The sequence below is a fragment of the Cupriavidus sp. D39 genome (genome assembly GCF_026627925.1).
GTDB classification, from domain to species: domain Bacteria; phylum Pseudomonadota; class Gammaproteobacteria; order Burkholderiales; family Burkholderiaceae; genus Cupriavidus; species Cupriavidus ulmosensis.
The window spans coordinates 691,009-709,244 of record NZ_JAPNLE010000009.1; the positions used below are offsets into that span (position 1 = coordinate 691,009).

The window sequence follows — 18,236 nt, forward strand, 5'->3', positions numbered from 1 at the left end:
GATCCGTCTGGTCGTCCCGTTCTCCGCGGGGGCGCGCTCGATACGACGGCACGCGTGCTGGCGGAGCGCATGTCCTCCCATATGGGCCAGGCGGTCGTGGTGGACAACCGAACCGGCGCTGGCGGCATTATCGGCGTGGACAACGTGGCAAAGGCGGCCCCCGATGGCTATACGCTGTCCATCTCCCAAAGTTCCCAGTTGCTGGTCAATCAGTTCCTCTACAAGAAGCTGCCCTATAACCCCAATCGGGACTTCACGCTTGTGGCCAAGATTGCGGACTCTCCGCTGGTACTGCTGGTAGGCGAAATGGTCCCGGCCAAGGACGCCAAGGAACTCCGCGCCTACCTGAAGGCCAACCAGGGAAAGCTCTCCTACGGCTCCTGGGGCGTCGGAACCGTCGGCCATCTGAGCGCCAACAAGCTCAATGAAGTCACCGGCGCGCAAATGACGCACGTCTCCTATCGGGGCGAGGTACCCATGGTGCAGGACCTGATCGCCGGCAACGTTCAACTTGCCTTCGCGACGGGATTGCAAGCGAACATGTTCCTGCCGAGCGGAAAGCTGAAAGCCATCGGCGTCACCGGCACGTCCCGCCTGCCGACCTTGCCCAATGTGCCCACTCTCGCGGAGCAAGGCTTCGACAGCGATGTATTCAAGACCGTGGGCTGGTCCGCCATTGCCGCACCTGCCGGCACGCCCAAGCAGGTGATTCAACGCGTGGCGGACGAGGTCAAGCTGGCAACGAATCTCCCCGACGTCAGGAAGCGAATCGGCGATCTCGGCTTTGTCACCAACTACGCAGGTCCGGCGGAATTTACCGCCGTGTATCAGAAACAGCTGCCGATATGGCAATCAGTCGTGAAGGAGTCCGGTGCGTCCCTTGACTGAGTGGCGTTCGCTTTGCGCATCAAAATGCGCCTGGATCATCCGCGATCGCAGAAAGGACTGATGCGCTCTGCCAGAGAGAACTTCATGCGCGTGGCGACGGCAACGATGCGTAGCCGCGGCATCCGGGCGATTACCGTCGGAGAGATCACCGGCAAGCTGGGGCTCTCGCGGAGTTCGTTCTATCTACGCTTCGACTCCCGGTCGCATCTGATCGAAGAGGTGTTGCTCGCATACTTCGACGGCTTACGATCCGATGCCGCGGCGAGCGTGCTGGGAGTACCGATCGGACTTGCGCGACTGGTGCGGATTCTCGAGTTCTGGATTCGTGACCATGTGGCGCAACGCGGCGGTTGCCTGATCCTGAGCGGCGCCACCGAATGTGCGACATATGGCGCCGATCCCATCCGACAGGCCGTGCACCGCGTCACGACAAACTGGCGGGCCTATTTGGCCGAGCAACTCAGGGATTCGGTGGCGACCCAGCAGATCCCGGATACCGTCGATATCGAGCAGTTGACCTTCGAGATCTTCAGCTTCGTGCTCGGCATTCAACACGACTGCGTCTTCCTCGGCGAACCGGTTTCGTTTCGCGGGCGCTTGTTCCAGCGGATTCTGGAACGAAACGGTGTGGTCCTGTGCAAGAAGCTGGCGCTTCGAATCTAAACCGCCATCGGGCATGCCGTGCCGATGCATTGTGGCAGGTAGTGACAATATCTTCCAGGAGTCCCCGATGGAGCAGTTGGTAGCAGGCTGTCGCGGAGCGAGGTCTACAAGCTCATGAATTGTATGATCGTGCCCCGCCCCATTGCTTGGGTCAAAACGATCTCGGAGAGCGGGCTGGTCAATCTCGCCCCTTCTGCGAGGGCTTAAGAGTCCAACCCTCGACAAGACCGACTCGATCGCAAACGAGTTGAAAATCCATCCTTTGACGCTGGTGGCATATACGTATCTTCGTCAATGCACACAGGAAGAGCAGGAATCAATATTTCAACAGGCGCGTTCGCAACTGCAAAATTGTCGATCGTCGATACGGCGAGCAAAGACGCGTGGGCGTAATCTTGCGGCGGCGCTGGATCAAAGTGATGGCGCGATTCCGAATCGCGGGCAGGTATGTTACTCCGATGTGATCTAGACTCGTCACGTGACTACTCGTAGCTGCCGGAAAGCCTTACAGGCAAAGGCCTTCCTGGGAAACCGCCAGATTTTGCACCAAAAGTACGATTCCCCCTTGTATGGCGTCGACATTTGAGGATGCTCTGTTACCGGGGGGGCGAGCCGCCCGGTCTGCGCATCGCTGGCGCCATGCGGCTTCTGCGCCTCGGCTGGTCATTCATGCAGTGGAGCAGGGTCCGAAAAGAACCAACGGGTGATCGCGCCTATCTGACCTGAACGACGACCTTTCCCTTGGCCCGGCCTTTCTCGACATAGGCCATGGCCTCGTTGGTCGAATCGAATGAAAAGACCCGATCCATTACTGGCCGTATTGCGCCGGCATCAATCAGTGAAGTGATCTCGCTCAACTGGCGTCCGCTGGCCTTCATGAAAAGGAATGAATATTTCAGGTCACGACGTATCGCCCGCTTCCGGACTCCGTAACTCAGAAGACGAACAGCCAATCTCACGAACCACGGTGCTCCGATTCCACTTGCGAAAGCGGGATCGGGAGGTCCAGAGATCGAGATGAGTGTTCCGCCGGGCTTAAGGACGCGCAGAGATTTCTCCAGCGCCGTTGCGTCTTGGCTGTGGAGGACCACATCGTAGCCCTGCAGTACTTTCTCGAAATCGTCTTTCTTGTAATCGATGACGACGTCTGCCCCGAGGCCTCTTACCAGGTCGGTGTTGGCGCTGCTCGTGGTGGTGGCTACAGTGGCGCCAACATACTTGGCCAACTGGATCGCAAATGTGCCTACGCCACCGGAACCGGCCTGAATGAATACCTTCTGTCCTTTCTTCAGATTGGCCTTCTCGATCAACGCTTGCCATGCCGTCAGCCCCACCAGAGGGATCGATGCAGCCTCTTCCATGCTCAGTGCCTTGGGCTTGATCGCCAAAGACGCTTCCTTGACCGCGATGTACTCGGCGAAGGCGCCGATGCGGAAATCATCAGGCCGCGAATAGACTTCGTCGCCCGGCTTGAACTGCCGGACGCGAGAACCGACCTTGACTACGACGCCGGCCACGTCGTGGCCCAGGACAAGGGGCAAGCGATAGGGGAGGATCAGCTTGAACTCGCCGTCCCTGATCTTGGAATCCAGCAAATTTACACCTGCCGCATGGACCTGGACCATGACCTCATCCTCACCCAGCATCGGGCTCGGTACCTCCGTGCAACGCAACGCGCGCTGTTTCCCGTACCGATCCAAAAGAAATGCTTTCATGGTCGCTCTCATTCCTGACGCCCCCAGGTCTGCGAGCGGCCCAGCATTGGCACGCCAATGTAGCCGCGCATGCTGAGCGTCTTGCCATCGTCGGCCAGGCGGACCTTGCTGCGATAGACCTTGCCGTTGTCGGGATCAAGAATCTGGCCGCCGACATACTCTTCGCCTTCCTTCTTCAGGCCACTTAGGATGACCAGGCCGATGACCGGCGCATTCTTGTTTGCACCCTCGCATTTGTCGCACTTCGGATTCGGGTCTTCGCTCGGGGCGGGAAACACTTTCTCTATCTTGCCCTGAAGCGTTCCATTCGATTCAGTGATGCGGATCAGCGCGCGCGGCTTGCCGCTGACGTCGTCAACGTTCTTCCACAGGCCAGCGGGCGAAGCATCGCCGGCCCGGACCGGCGGTGCCGCGAGCGCCGCGGCGAGGATCAGAGCGACGCCGGCCGCTTGTTTCAAACGAAGCGTTGCCATGGCTTCAACGGCGAACGTTGCCTGGCCGGCGGGTGGCCGCCTGGCGATGCATGATGACATGGGCATTCCCTTCTCACAGATTGGATGACCGGGTATGTGCAACACGGAAAAGCGCGCGAAGCGGGTAACCGCCTATGCTTCAAGCCGCAGGTCTTTGCGAACCCCCGCATCCAGCACGCTGGCGGGCGCAAACCTGCGCAGCATGCGCATGCGCCTGGCGAGGCCGGGGGCGTAGTGAATATTTGGATGCGCCGCCATGGCCGCCTTCAGCACGACGTCGGCCACCACTTCTGGCCCGTCCGCGTTAACGAGAACTTCCTTCACCCGCCTCTCCACGCCCGCGCGAATCTCTCGATACAGAGGGTCGGCCGGGATTCGCAAAAAATCCGCCACATCCCTGGCAACCCATTGATTTATCGAGGGAATCCAGACTTTCCAGCACCCGGATGGCAGCGCCTGCCCCCAGCAAAGAACTCAATTTGCGCCGAATAGTGCCAAAAACAGCATATTTACGCAGGGGAGGCGGAAGGCATGAGCGCTTAGCCCGTCAACCTGTCATCAAAGGCGGGCAAATTCCTTTCCCTGGCACGCACGTTGTTCGAGGGCGCCCGATATCGGCCTCGAGGGGCGGAGCAGTTTCTGAAGACTGGGAGTAGACCTTGGCTTCCCCAAATGGCGACAGGACAATCTGCAACGATGACGAGGTCCGGTACATGCGGCACATCAATCTGGACTTGGTGCGGCGCTAAGGATGCAGCCGATCCACGATACCGCCTATCCCGCGCTCCCGGCTGAGCTTACCGCCGCCGAACTGGAGGCTGCGTTCACGCCAACACCGACCGAGATCCGCTTCGCGCGCAGCCAGTCTCGTCGGGCCTCAACTTCTGTCCTGATTCTCGTGCAGCTCAAACTGCTGCAGCGCCTTGGCTACTTCCCCATGCTGGCTGATGTGCCACCTATCGTGATCGATCACGTGCGCGCCGCACTGCGAGCCCCCGCCCTGTCCCGCGCAACAGTCAAACGCTACGATGCCTCTGGCACACGCTCCCGGCATCAGAAGATACTACGCGGGTACCTCCACATTCGGCCGGCCGAGGCCAACACGCTGAAATGGCTGGAGGCGCTCGCAACCGATGCGGCGCACACCAAGGTCGAATTGCCCGACATCGTCAACGTGCTGATCGAAGAGCTGATCCGGGTACGGTGCGAACTGCCGCCACTTGCCAGCCTGCACCGAATGGCGACTCAGGCCCGCAGCCGGTGCAATGACGCCATCTATCGCGCCATCTCGGATTCGCTCGATAGCGCGCTGATCGCCCGGATTGAGGCGTTGTTTAACAGTCAGGTCGGCAAATCCGGGTGGGAGCAGCTCAAACGCGAGCCCAAGCGCCCTGCCGCGCGCGAAATCGCAAGCTTCCTCAAACACATCCAGTCCCTGCGGACCCTTGCCGGGGGTCTGCCGCAGGCGCCGGCCTTGCTTTCCGTGAGCAAACGCACGCAACTGGTGACGGAGGCACGGGCGCTTGACATTGCTGAGCTCAGGTCGCTCAAGCCAGCCAAACGATACACGTTGGCAGTGCTCTTCATTCACGCGCAGTTGCAGAAGGCGCTCGATGATGTGGCGGAAATCTTCATCAAGGTCATGCGCAAGCTCGAGTCCCTCGCCAGGACCCGGCTGCAGCAATATCAGCTCGCGCATGCGGACACACTAGAAGACCTGGTCCGCCAGTTCCGTGATGTGCTGCAGGTCCTGGTGGATGACGGCATTGCCGACATCTTCCGGCTGGATAAGGTGCGTGAAGTGCTCGGCAACGATGCAGCGGGCGCGCTTGCCCGCTGCAATGAGCATATCGCGTACGCTGGCAACTTCGATCTGCCATTCATGCTGGCACCGTACCGCCAGCAGCGCTCCCTGCTCTTTCAGTGCCTTGAGGTCCTGCCACTCAAATCCAGTTCGCAGGACAAGACGGTCCTGGTGGCACTGGCCTGGATACAGGGCTTCCGGACCTCGCACCGCGAACATCTGCAACTCACCGACGACGATCTGATGAACCTTCCGCTCGACTGGATCCCGGCCAAGTGGGAGAAAGCCATCTTTCCGGACGGCCGGAGTACTCGTCTGCTCCATCGCAGGTACTTTGAGCTGTGCGTGTTCGATCAGGTCATGCGTGAGCTGAGTTCAGGCGATCTTTACGTGGAGGGCAGCGACCGTTTTGATGACTTCCGCGTCCATAGGTGGATGCAAACTTCCCTGAGAACGACAGCATCGAGTTCGGAGAACAGGGTCTGATCATCCACCGGCCCGGCAAGGCGCCTGACCCGCCTAACATGATGCTGATCGACCAGGCCATCACGGCGTCAATGCCGCAAATCAGCATCCTCGACGTACTGACCGAGACGGAGCAATGGCTGAATCTGCATAAGCTGTTCGGCCCACTGTCCGGCTTCGATGCCAAGCTCGATGACCCTCGCAAGCGCGTTATCTGCACGCTGTTCTGCTACGGTTGCAACCTGGGGCCGAGCCAGACGGCCCGGTCCGTCAAGGGGCTGAGCCGCAAGCAAATTGCGTGGCTGAACCTGCGTCACGTCACCGAAGAACGGCTCGACAAAGCCATCGCGAAGGTCATCAACGCGTACAATCAGTTCGCGCTACCGAAGTACTGGGGCAGTGGCAAACGCGCGTCCGCGGATGGCACGAAGTGGAATCTGTATGAGCAGAATCTGCTGTCGGAGTATCACATCCGTTATGGCGGGTACGGCGGGATTGGCTACTACCATGTCTCCGACATGTACATCGCGCTCTTCAGCAACTTCATTCCGTGCGGCGTGCATGAGGCGGTGTACATCCTGGACGGGCTCATCAGAAATGACTCTGAAATTCAGCCCGATACCATTCACGGTGACACACAGGCGCAGAGTGGGCCGGTGTTTGGTCTGTCCTACCTGCTGGGCATCAACCTGATGCCACGCATGCGCAATATCAAAGATCTGGTGCTGTACAAAGCAGACCGGCGCCGCAGATACGACCATATCGAGCGGCTGTGCCGCCGGTCCCTCGACTGGGACCTGATCCAACGACACTATCCCGACATGATGCGCGTTGCCGTCTCGATCAAGGCCGGCAAAATGACGCCGTCGACCATCCTGCGCCGGCTGGGTTCAGAGAGCACGAAGAATAAGCTTTACTTTGCGTTCCGGGAACTGGGCCGAGTCATCCGCACACTGTTCTTGCTGAAGTACCTGAACGACCCGGAGCTCCGGCGCACCATTCATGCCGCGACGAACAAGAGTGAGCAGTTCAATGACTTCGCGCAGTGGTTGATGTTTGGTGGCGACGGGATCATCGCCGAAAATCTGCGGCACGAACAGCGCAAGGTGATCAAGTACAACCAACTGGTCGCCAACATGGTCATCCTCCACAACGTTCAGTGGATGTCCCGCAAGCTGAAAGATTTGCAGGAACGCGGGCACCCGGTGAATGCCGAAGTGCTGAAGGCGCTGTCGCCATACCGCCGCGAGCATATCAACCGGTTCGGCGATTACCTACTCGACTTGCAGCGGCGCGTGCCGCCACTCGATTCGTCAATCGATTTCCTATTCAAATCAGCGGCTTAGCGGAGATGTGGCGGATTTTTTGCGAATCCCGGCCAGCCCTCATTTTGACGCTGTGGCATGGCCCTCATTCAGGAAGACTTGCCTCCGGACCTCTTTGTATCAGTGCCCAACGTCGGTGCTGTTGGTCTCTACGCACCCAACAGAATAATTTCATGATCATGAAATTAACAATCGCCCATGGGTTGCCCTTGACGTTCGCGGTAGCGGTCCCTTCCTTTCGCCAACCTCACCTGCTCATGCCGGAGCTTATGCGGAAGATAGTGGTGCACTCTCGGACGGGGCCGTCGGGAGGCCGTTCATTACCGATTTCACCGACCACTCATCACGCCCACTTCTTCCCTAGTGCCTCCAGACCAGCCTTTTGCAGGTCCTCCTGGCTCATCACAATGCGGAACTTGCAGTTGGCCTGGAAGTTGAGGAAGAAGGGCTCAGCAAAAGCGGGAACGTCAGATGGATTTTCGACGTTGATCAGGAATACCCCGCAGCGCATTCCGTCTTGCTCGGTAAAGTACGCTGCCTCCGGCTTGATCGTTTCCAGGATACGCTCAATGACCTCGCCCACCTTCCCGCCCCTGACGAGAACGTTGAAGGGCTCATGAGGAAATTCGACTGTGAGTAGCATCTTCATGATCCACCTTCTCCTTACGTAGTCGCTGCCCGGCAGCCAGACTTTTGCCTCAGGCGCTCCTGCCGCTTAACGTTGTCGCTGGCGGTGGGTGGGCAAACCGAAGCTGCCGCTCGCCGGCGCGCCGATACTACAAGATAGCACCGGCCACTGAAAAAGCTAGTTGGCGGCCCGTTCAAGCGCGCCGCGGACATTCTTGAACGCTTGAGCACGCGATCCTCCTTGGCAGTGGCACAGCAGGAGCGACTGCCTTGCTAGGCCGAGTGGCGTTCGGCGCGGCTTCGGCTGCTAGCCAACTCAGGCTTGATGGGGCGCTTGCATTCGGAACCGGATCGCCGACTGGGTCAAGCTCGAGGCTTGGCCGGGATTCGGGGTGAGACGCTCATGCCATCTTCGCCGATGGCACAGGGTCGAAGATGAAATTCGCGGCGGCGTAGCTGGCGTTGCGGTCCCAGACTTCCTTGCCGTCGCCGAAGAAAGTGCACCAGCGGCACACAACGCGCCCGCGGAAACACTTCCTCGTGGCCCTTCATAATGGCCAGCATGTGGCTGGTCGGCCACCACCACCACCGCAGTCGGCGCCTGGTCGCGCTGTGCCTCCGCCTCGCTCGCCTGCAGCACCACCTCCGTACGCAAAGCGGCCAGCTCACCGGCGGCGGCCGGCCTGCCAGATAGACTGCACGGCATTGGCGGAGATCGACTTGTGCGCGCCCGGTAGTGCAGCGCGATGGTCACGCGCATCTTGTCGCACAGGTCCTCTCAGAACTGTGCCAGGACCTCGGCTGGCGTGCCCATGCGGGCCATAGAGCTTGTTGGCGGTGGGGGTGATGCCGTACCTAAAAAAGCAAGGCACAGACCTCGCGGGTCTCGGGGAACTGCGCACGGACGGCGGCCACGTCTGCGGAGAGATGCGGTTGGGAGAATCAGGAGCCGAGAGCTGTGAGGGCCTCTCAGACCGCGGCATGGCCGCAGTGTCGCGCTGTCGCCTGACCGCGCTAGCCGTTCGATGTCCAATCGTCGTCGGTTGGCGCGAGGCCAATTTGATTGGCCGCCAGATAGGGCCCCAACCCGGGAAAGTCGAACAGCCGAGTTGGCATACCTGCTAGTACCAGTTGGGCACGGTCATCGAAGATAGCGACGCTAGGCTCCCCGCCAGGCGTGACTGAAAATACAAGCCGTCGATTCGAGGAAATGCCGCGTGCAGCGCCGAACTCCACAGGTTCGGGCCAAGGTAATCAGTGACCGAAAACACGCGAGCGTCCATGCCAACGGTAGTCAGCGGACCGGTAAGATCGGCGAGCACTAAAGGTCGCCTATCGGCCACGGCCAGCCGGCAAATGCATCGACTGCTTAGTTCATGCTCATCGAGCAGTAGCGGCAGGTGTTGTCCTTGGAAGCGCTCCCGAATGACCGCTTCGGCCATGCACGCGGCAAAGCTGGGAGCTGCATAAAGGACGCCGAACTCGCCGCCGGCTGCATCGAACCGGTAATGGGTCACGCCCGGCGCGCGGCGGTTGTAGTAAATAGGGTCCAGGTGCGCGCGATGGATCCGCCAGAGCGCTACCCTCTCGAGATCGAGCATCTTTGTGGTAAGCCGACGGTCGGCCAGGTCGGCCGGCGGCAGCGGACACCCCAGATCTTCTGCGCTAAAGGTCATGCGGCGCCCTGCTCGTCGCGGTACCGCGCGTCGACGAGCCGCACAACGGCGTTTATTGGGGCCGCTGCATCGGCGATCCAATCCGCCGGCGTGCGTCCCTCCAGGCCTTCTTGCGGGCGATGCAGAAAATTATGGATAACCCAACTGCTCGCGCCGGCAGCCACAAATGGTGCAAGCACAGCGGTCAGCCGCTCGGAATCGACGTGGAACTGCCACGACGGATAGCGAAACCCTCGCTCGCGCCCCGGCAGCACGAGGGCATAGAGGCGACCCGCCTGGCGGTCCTGGTTGATGGCGCGGTCCGAACGTCCTGCATAAAGCGCGGCGTCCTTAAGAGACAGGTTTTCTGGCTGTTCCCACTCCCGGGCAGCTGCCAGTCGACCACGTTCGCGCGCCTCTTGCAGCGGATCGGAATGCGCTGCCCCGCCGGCATGTGCCACAGTCTCCCCGGCAGCAATAAAAGGACGCTCGCGGACCGGACGATTTGGCTTCGCAAAGATGCGGACGATCCGACCGAGTGCCGCGTCCAGTTCGTGTTGGACTTCGACGGACAACGCGACCTCACGGGATGCGTCGTTGACGAGCGCCACTGCCGTCTCAATTAGCTCCCGGGGGTGGCGTGTTGCTGGTCGCGCGCTACCGCAGACGATGCAGCACGACGAGCGCGGGCACTCGGGAGCTGCGTAGCTTCGAGCCGGACAGGGGCGGCCGGGAAACGCGCGCGAAGAGAGATACGGCGGTGTAGGGTCATGAACATATGATAGTTCATGAAGTTCATGACGCCAACTATTTTGGCCAAGCGTAGCAGTCGAGCACCCCGCCCCTGGTCTATGGCGACTCCCCATCACTTTGAAAGATGGCAAATATGTCTTTTTGTCCACTTTCATGAGGCATTGTGCCTACCAGCACCCGGCTTAGACGTGGCTTAGACGGGAAAGGCGCTACGCTTGAGCCCCCTCTTTCGTCAGACAGAAAGTGAACCGCAGATTGGGTAGTCTTCAGGACTCCATACAACGGGCAGCCGGCTTTTCGCTAGCGTCCATAGCACCTTCGGAGATATGCCGATTCTGCAGGTGGCTGTGCATCGCCTCACAGCGGATCAACATCGTCGCCGCGGGTTCCCCGTCAGCGCCGGGACTGCCAGCTTCCGCGGCGCCCCGCAGATAGACTTGCCGGGAGACCACGGCGATGTTCACAACCGACGCCGAACGCTCGGACTGCAAGGAGGAGGTATTGCGCCATGGCGAAACTGCACCTTATAGCAGCGAGGAGATTTGGCGGTGAGGCTACACGAGGATGTCTCGGGACGGTGCCACGCCGTTGCGGGATTGACACAATCCGGCTCGCCGCGGCGGGTCGGATCGCGCGTTGCGTGACAGCGCATGGCGGTACTGAAGAGATTGTCCCGAAAAGCGATCGAGGCCTTACCGACCGGCCGCTACTGGGCCACGCCACGCGCGCCATTCCCGCTGGACGGTCCAAACGGCCATGATGAGGTCTTCCCCGGCGCCCAATGCATCAGCGACGGCAAATGGGTCACCTTCTATAAGGACGGGGAAGAAGTATGGGCGTGCAATGCCGTGTATGCCGCCGCCCATTTCGATTTTGCACCGGTTCCAACCCACCGCTCGCCGACGGACAACTGAGGGTCGGACGGTTCCCCGGGCCGTGGGGTACGTTTCGACAAACAGACGCGTCCATTTTTCGCGGACCGGGTGTTATGTTAAATACCGTGCTGTACTTCCTCGGCCTTGCGATGCTGGCGGCACAGTGTAGGAAACCGGAATTAGCTGGATTGCGGTGCACTGCATCTGCGCACTGAGGACACCTGGTCGTCAATCGCGGCGCCTCGCGCCCTAGCCAACTGCGGCTTGGGCCAGTCGAGGCCTCAGCGCGTTGACCAAGGCATTTGCAGTGGCCAGAATCCAGTCCAACTGCGCATCATCGCCGATTCTGGCGGCACGTCCATCAGTGAGCTCGACGAGAAGACGGCCCACAACGTTCCCGTCCTGCTCGGCCGTGTGGCGTACCTCGAATCGCAGCGAATGCCCAACTTCCGATTCCAATGCGGCTTGGTCCTCGATGAGCCGCTGCAGCGCATCGCGACCTTCCGCACCAACAAACTTGAGCATGAAGCCCAGGTTCCCATTTGCTTCCCGATAGGCCGCTAGCGGTGCGACCGGCCCCGGCAACTCCATGCGCACCCAGTTGTTGCCGCCATGACGCGGCGGCATTTGGTCTGGATGGTCGAAGTGGGCGTCGGCGATAAACCGGTTCCAGAAGGCGCGATTGGCCGAGCGATTGCTGGTTGATTCGGACTCGACGCGGTCGCCGTCGTGTTCACGGCTGGCCATCCTCACCGGCACGTCGCCCCGGTCGATGGGCACAGGCACACCCTCGCTGGACACGAGCACTCTGTGCTGTACCACCTCGGTTTTGAAGGGGACCGCCGGCACCAGCAACGTACGCCCGCTCAAGTCCCGATACAGCCTCAATTCGAGCAGCGCCAGATGGGAAAGCAGCCCACTCTGGTCCGCCACCAGCCGCCGCAGCGATTGCAGGTCGCTGCGTATGCCATCCCCTGCGATGGCTAGCAGGAATTCGCCCCGACGCAAGGATGCAGACACCGCGTCGACAAAGGCGGCTTCCTGCAAGTCCGGATGGCGCGCCTTAGCCAGTGCGAACATCGGGTTGACCCCGCTCAAGCCTCGGCCGTGCTTGAGCCTAGCCTCAAGGTCGGCGTAGCTCCACTCCGAAAGCAGCGAAGCGTACTCGAACAGCTGGGCGATGACTTCCCGGCGCGCCTCCGGATTACGCCAAAGCTTGCATTCGACGAGCACCAGCCGCCCCGTGGCTGACACACCGAGCAGGTCGAGATAAACCGTCGATGTGCCATAGCGCAGCGGCAGTTCCCGGCACAGGGCAACAAAACTCTCGCCGTGCCCGAACATTTCGGGCATCGGCAGCAACTGGGGGTGGCGAAACAGCGTTTCCTGCAACCAGCGTTCGCTATGCCCCTCGGCACTGGCGAGGGCGACACGTTCAAAGGAAGTTGGGTAAGACTCAGTGGCGTCGTCGAGGAGAAAGGCAGTCATGCGGATTAGTTTGCGGAAGACCTGCAGATAAGGCGGCGCCAACGATTCTGCAATGTTTCAGGCGATTAACAAGTTGGCGCCGGAGTTTCTCACATCCGGCAACGTGCGGCGCACAGGCCGGAAGCCAACGACTCTGACTTTTGCTCACGAGGGCTACGGGAACACTAGCCCTCCGATTTTTATAGGTATCTGTGAAGGTGTTGCGATTGCTCCAATAGGGAGCACGAAACGGCCAGACCTATTCAGTCTCAGCCGGCGGCTTGGACGTCTTGTGAATTCTCAGAAGCCCCTTGAGATGACTCTCCCGCAAGGATACCTGCGTGGAAATCGATAGGGGCTGCAATCGCAACAACCCTGTTTGCCAAATGCAACAGCCCATAAAGCAACGGCTCCGACATTCGCAGCGCCGCCGCCAAGGCGTTGGCATGGCCTACGGCCGCTAGGACCGCCGCTGGCCGGCGCGAGGCCTGGCCGCGCGCTCAGCATCAAATCCCAACCGGGCCAAAACGTGCCCGGTTTTTTCATGCCGACAACCGCGAACGCCTCCCGCATTATGTCTAGCGGTGCCCTGCCCGCCGGTTTTGACTGCCGCGCAGCCGGTGGCCGGTCCTTGGGCGGACAGGGGCTCCGGGCTAACCCTTCGCCTTGGGAGCAACCGTTTATACACCAGGAGAATGCCCCGCTATAGGCCATCTCCTTATACAGAAGTCCAGCGTCCTGACCGGGCGCAGTGCGGCCAGAATTTGATGGGACTTGGGCGGGAGGGGTTGTAAACTCGCGCGGACTCGCGTTTACTCCTAGATTTTCGAGCGCGAATGAACGACGAGTCGGGGGCATGGGTGGACGAAGAATTTGAGGTGCTGGATCTTGGCGATCCAAGGCGGGACCGACGGGCGAAGGGGCTGCTGAAGCGACTGGCTGCGAGGCCGACTGCGAGCATTCCGGGCGCATGCGAGGACTGGGCAGAGACCATCGCTGCCTATCGATTTTTCGGCAACGAGGAAGTCGAGTGGACAGACATGATGCAGCCGCATTGGGAGCGCACGGCAGGGCGGGCGCGGCAATTCCCGGTGGTGCTGTGCATTGCAGACACGACCGAGCTGAACTTTAACGGCCAGGAGATCGATGGGCTCGGGCCCTTGAGCTACGAAGCGCAGAGGGGATGTATCTCCATCCGACCTATGCTGTGACGCCGGATCGGGAACCACTCGGTGTGATCGACGCCTGGATGTTGGCCCGGGAGCCGCTGGATGCAAACGGGCAGCGGGTTGGTATTACAGAGAGCGTACGGTGGACTGAAAGCTACGAACGCGTTGCAGAACAGGCCGCGATGTTGCCTGAGACTCGCCTGGTCTACGTGGCGGATCGGGAAGGCGATATCGCTGCGATGATGGAGCGTGCTAATGAGCTCGGCAATCCTGCAGACTGGCTGATACGTTCCCAACACAACCGCAGCCTTGGTGAGACAGGCAAGCTGTGGGACACGGTAGACGCCAGCGAAGCTCTGGGGAGATCGGCTTCATCCTGCCGGGGCGCGCAGGCCAGAAGGCGCGCGAGGTCAAGCAGGAGTTACGTGCGCAACGCGTGAAGCTGCCGGGTAAGACGGGGCCCGCCGTCACCTGCATTGTGGCCCAGGAGATCGGCGCCCCGGCAGGCGTTACCCCTGTCGTGTGGCGACTGCTGACCAACCGGGAGGCGCAAGATACAGATGCCGTCGTCGAGCTGATCGATTGGTATCGAGCCCGGTGGGAGATTGAAATGTTCTTCAATGTCCTGAAGAACGGGTGCAAGGTGGAAGCTTTACAGTTATCCCACATGGACCGCGTGGAACGGGCTCTGGTGTTTTACATGGTCGTGGCGTGGCGCGTTGCCCGGCTGATGCGTTTGGGCAGAACCTGCCCTGACCTGGACGCGTCGCTATTTTTTGATGCCGATGAGATACGAGGCGCGTATCTACTCGCGAAGAAGGCGCGTCCAAAGACGCCCGTCACGCTCAATCAAATGATTCGCTTGATCGCGTCACTGGGTGGTTTCCTGGGCCGCAAGAGTGATGGCGAGCCCGGCGCCAAAACGATCTGGATCGGCATGCAGCGAACCATGGATGCTGCGTTCATGATCCTGGCGCTACGGGCTGAGGACTCATGACTTCTGTATAAGGAGATGGCTATAGGCGGGTATAGATTTCCAAATCTATGCCGTATAGGTAAGCGGGGTCGGCTTAATGCCTCCACAATACAAAATATGCACCTTTATTATGTAAAATTTACAGAAGAGGAAGGACACCCGCAGGGGCCTGCCCGTGAAGCATTACATTGATTTTCAGTACCGCCCCGGCCTCGCTCCAGATCGAAAAGGCGCGTTTCGCAGCCAATGTTCATCGCTTGGCTGAAGAGCCATCCCTAAGCCGCGCTTCAATGGCGGCTTTGCCAAGGTGCCCGGGAGCAACTTTAATGCCTGGGCGCCGCGCGGCGACGAGAACTTGGACCACATTTTCACTTGGTGGGAATGGCGCAAGGCAGCACCCGGTCGTATTGGTCGCCGGCAGAAAGAGACCGGCAATATCCTTGATCGCTTTCGCCCGGTTGATGGAAATCGCACGATCCCGCTATTTCTTGCCATATGATCTGAGCACCAGAAAACGATGCTCGATTGTTCGGTGCACGCACGGAAAATAGAAGAAGCACACTACCCAGTGTGTCCGCCGCTTTTCGTCTCGGCCATGTACAAACTTCTCTCGCTGGGCATACGCGGTACAGACTGAGACCACAATCTCCTAGTTATCGTGGTGCTAACAGATGGCCCATGTACTCTTACTCCCAATCTAAGATAGCCGAGGACAACCAATTTAATCCTAGCACGACACTCAGGCGCACTCCATTCCTGTCAAGTCCAATATAGGGCTGTACTTGTATTTTTTCCGAGCCCCTGGACGATGGCCCTCAATAAACGATCAAGCTAGTTGGGCTTCTTATCGCAATCGGATCCTAGTCTAGCTGCGCCACAAGTGGCCGGCGGCGCGATTTCGGGCTATTCCTGAATTTGGGAACAGAACTATGCACCCAGTCGGGGAACGCGAGTAGGCCGAGGCAGCCAGTACCATCATTCGCTGCCACGGGGGAGGCTAAGTGTCACTGTAGTGCCTTTGCCGAACTCTGTCTCGAGTGAGATCTGGCCATCATGGAGCTCGACGATTTCACGTACGAGGGCGAGGCCCAGACCACTTCCTAACAGCCCATCCTGCCGCCTCCCCCGATAGAACTTGTCGAATGCCTGCGTGGCCTCATCGTTCTTCATACCAGTGCCTCTGTCAATCACACTCAGCCTCACTTTCCCGTGTTCATCAGGCTCCGGCGCCGAGGCAATCAATACAGTGACCTCCTTTCCGACAGGAGAATGTTTAAGTGCATTGTCGAGCAAATGACGCAACGCCCGGCTCAGTGTAGAGTAATCTGCCGTCACAAAGGTTGGCTCCGTGGCCGCCGTAACCGTTACTCCGGTGTCGGAGGAAACCACGTCTCTCGCCAAATGTACCAGATCGACCCTTTGGAAGTTCATGTCAGCTGTGCCGTGTGCCTCCAAGCGCGATAGCTCTAGCAGGTCGGACACCATGCGCAGACTGCGTTTTCCCTCCGAGCGGATTGTCTGGTAGGTGCTGTGATGCTTCTCGATGGGAAGCGACTCGGCGGCGAGCAGTTCGGCGTAACCAACTATGTTGGTCAGCGGGGTCTTGAGGGTATGGGTGGCGGTAGCTAGGAAGTGATTTGTCGTACGCGCGCGCCTTCTCTCCACGGTCGCATCGCTCATCGACAATGCGCATCCCGCACCATTAGTGGAATGCACGATTCGAACTACGTAAGCGGGTGAATCTGGAATGTCAAATTCGATCAGTCCGGTGTACTCATGCGAGAAGGCATTGCGATTTAGTTCAGCCAGGAGCGTTGTGGGCCCGGTAGAATCTCGCCCGGGACGCCGACCCCTATAAAGCAGATCAACAAACTTTCCCGGTGTCGCCCCAAGCAATTCTCCGACTGAAACCTCCAGTAGGTCGCATATCCCAGGATTGGCATTATCGATTACGCGCTGCTTGTCGAATATGGCCACCCCTTCCGCGACGGCGAGGGAGACGGCATGAAGTTGCTGCCTCGCTTCTTGCAGGAGGCCGGCGACTACAGCCTCATGCTTCGCCAATGTGGACAGGTTGCTGATCGCCAATACCTGTCTCCATTGGAGAAAGAGGATCAATGTGGAGACGAAGCTTGCGATCAGAAAAATCGCCAATAGCCTGTTGCGGTATGCAGTCAGGGCTTCGTGGAGGTTGTAACCCACTACTACGGCTAGGTTCTCCCTTGCCAGGCGATGTACTCCGTAGATGCGGTTGACTCCATCCACCGGACTGCTTTCCTCCACTTCTGCATCTGAGGCGGTGGCTAGGGCCGTCCGGATCGCTGAATCCGCAGGCACCTGCTGTCCAGCCGACGTGAACAAAGGACTCCAGCGCGCGCGGTATATAAAATCGTCGGTGCCTAGTAATCCGATCAAACCGTCATTGCCCAGATAGATACCCTTGTAGCCCTCAGTCAGGGCAAACGAATCGAGCGATACTACCACTACGCCCTTAAAATGACCGCCCGGCGCGACGATTCCCTTAGACAATTGCACCACCCAGCGTCCAGATGCACGGTCCATCAGAGGCTTACTGACGAGCAGCGTGGGCCGAGGGTTGTTGGCGTGAATGCGAAAGGATTCCCGGTCGATCAGGTCCGGCGGTTCAAAGGGCCGATTGGTCGAAGCCCTAACGAGTCCGTCTGCATCCAAGATCGAGGTCTGCAGGAACGGAACAGGTCCGAGATGGCCGTTGCGCGTCCATTCTGTCAGCGGCAAATCGGGCCCTTGCGCCACTACTGCGCCGCCGATTAGAGAGGTCCACTGGTCAGCCACCATCAATGTCTGCTCCACATGCTGGCTGACGGCAAAGGCCAGCCGATCAGCATCCACCTCTATTCTGCGCACCTCTGAACCTCTATCCCAGCCAGCCCAGACCGAGACGCCAAGCCAGACACCCACAATCAGCGCGATGGCGGTCCCAAGCGGCGTGAGGGCACGTCGCGCCGAACTGACTGCTGCTGGTCGGTAAATTTCCAGACTCATGAAATTTCCCTCGTTGACAAGGCTGGCCAAATCCACATACCTGCTGCCGAAGCGAACGAAGTTGGTGTAAGTACGCCAACTGCCGAAACGATCAAGCCCGCCACCAGCATTCGTTCATGCACGCGCCAGGGAAGGAAAAGCGCTCCGTTGTCGTGTTGCCACCGGAGAGCTGGGATGACTGGCTAAACTGCCGAGATCCCGAGGCCGCAAGGACATTCCTAAGCCTCTACCCCGCGGATCGCATGGAGACGGCGCCGGCGCCCCGCCTTTCGCGAGCAAGATCTGTTCAGCAGCCATCCTTAAGACTCGACTGACCGCCCCCATGCCGTCCAGATCGGCTGCACCGTCCCTTGCTGA

Annotated in this window: 11 protein-coding genes and 4 pseudogenes; 7 read left to right on the forward strand and 8 right to left on the reverse strand. The window is 59.7% G+C overall.

The genetic code is table 11. From position 1 onward, the window contains the following. Positions 1-69: 69 nt before the first annotated feature. Complete coding sequence (locus OMK73_RS14820) at positions 70-888, forward strand: Bug family tripartite tricarboxylate transporter substrate binding protein (protein ID WP_267602713.1); 819 nt, start codon at positions 70-72, stop codon at positions 886-888. Between the two features lie 12 nt (positions 889-900). Further along, complete coding sequence (locus tag OMK73_RS14825; RefSeq protein ID WP_267602714.1) at positions 901-1,551, forward strand: TetR/AcrR family transcriptional regulator; 651 nt, start codon at positions 901-903, stop codon at positions 1,549-1,551. Positions 1,552-2,264: 713 nt separating this feature from the next. Here OMK73_RS14825 and OMK73_RS14830 read toward each other — a convergent pair. The 3 genes and pseudogenes from OMK73_RS14830 to OMK73_RS14840 all read right to left on the reverse strand — a co-directional run. After that, entirely contained in the window at positions 2,265-3,266 is a 1,002-nt protein-coding gene (locus tag OMK73_RS14830) for an NADP-dependent oxidoreductase (protein WP_267602715.1), read from the reverse strand. Between the two features lie 8 nt (positions 3,267-3,274). Next, complete coding sequence (locus tag OMK73_RS14835; protein ID WP_267606388.1) at positions 3,275-3,739, reverse strand: DUF2147 domain-containing protein; 465 nt, start codon at positions 3,737-3,739, stop codon at positions 3,275-3,277. A 132-nt stretch (positions 3,740-3,871) separates the two neighbouring features. Next, positions 3,872-4,099, reverse strand: a pseudogene (locus OMK73_RS14840) (short-chain dehydrogenase/reductase); the annotation flags it as partial. 391 nt (positions 4,100-4,490) lie between these two features. Here OMK73_RS14840 and OMK73_RS14845 point away from each other — a divergent pair. After that, positions 4,491-7,354 (forward strand): annotated as a pseudogene (locus tag OMK73_RS14845) (Tn3 family transposase). 322 nt (positions 7,355-7,676) lie between these two features. On the opposite strand, the gene OMK73_RS14850 reads toward OMK73_RS14845, so the two are convergent. From OMK73_RS14850 to OMK73_RS14865, 3 genes are all read right to left on the reverse strand, one after another. Then, a complete protein-coding gene (locus OMK73_RS14850; RefSeq protein ID WP_267602716.1) occupies positions 7,677-7,982 on the reverse strand; it encodes a panthothenate synthetase in 306 nt (101 codons plus the stop codon). Between the two features lie 1,099 nt (positions 7,983-9,081). Then, on the reverse strand, positions 9,082-9,636 hold the full coding sequence (locus tag OMK73_RS14860; RefSeq protein ID WP_267602717.1) for an RES family NAD+ phosphorylase: 555 nt from the start codon (positions 9,634-9,636) through the stop codon (positions 9,082-9,084). Next, complete coding sequence (locus OMK73_RS14865; protein WP_267601385.1) at positions 9,633-10,226, reverse strand: hypothetical protein; 594 nt, start codon at positions 10,224-10,226, stop codon at positions 9,633-9,635. The genes OMK73_RS14860 and OMK73_RS14865 overlap by 4 nt, the downstream gene beginning before the upstream one ends. A gap of 792 nt (positions 10,227-11,018) precedes the next feature. On the opposite strand from OMK73_RS14865, the gene OMK73_RS14875 reads away from it, so the two are divergent. After that, positions 11,019-11,282 (forward strand): hypothetical protein, encoded by a 264-nt coding sequence (locus tag OMK73_RS14875; protein WP_267602718.1) that lies wholly within the window; start codon positions 11,019-11,021, stop codon positions 11,280-11,282. A gap of 210 nt (positions 11,283-11,492) precedes the next feature. On the opposite strand, the gene OMK73_RS14880 is transcribed toward OMK73_RS14875, so the two are convergent. Further along, positions 11,493-12,731, reverse strand: coding sequence for a hypothetical protein (locus tag OMK73_RS14880; RefSeq protein ID WP_267602719.1), 1,239 nt, complete (start codon positions 12,729-12,731; stop codon positions 11,493-11,495). Between the two features lie 860 nt (positions 12,732-13,591). Between OMK73_RS14880 and OMK73_RS14885 the strand changes: the two are divergent. After that, positions 13,592-14,876, forward strand: a pseudogene (locus OMK73_RS14885) (IS4 family transposase). Between the two features lie 334 nt (positions 14,877-15,210). Then, the gene (locus tag OMK73_RS14890) at positions 15,211-15,354 is read left to right on the forward strand and encodes a hypothetical protein (protein WP_267602720.1); all 144 of its coding nucleotides are present in this window, start codon (positions 15,211-15,213) and stop codon (positions 15,352-15,354) included. Between the two features lie 476 nt (positions 15,355-15,830). Here the strand turns inward: OMK73_RS14890 and OMK73_RS14895 are convergent, their stop codons facing one another. After that, on the reverse strand, positions 15,831-17,879 hold the full coding sequence (locus tag OMK73_RS14895; RefSeq protein ID WP_267602721.1) for an ATP-binding protein: 2,049 nt from the start codon (positions 17,877-17,879) through the stop codon (positions 15,831-15,833). Between the two features lie 110 nt (positions 17,880-17,989). Between OMK73_RS14895 and OMK73_RS14900 the strand changes: the two are divergent. Next, a pseudogene (locus tag OMK73_RS14900) lies at positions 17,990-18,193 on the forward strand (hypothetical protein); the annotation flags it as partial. Positions 18,194-18,236: the final 43 nt, after the last annotated feature.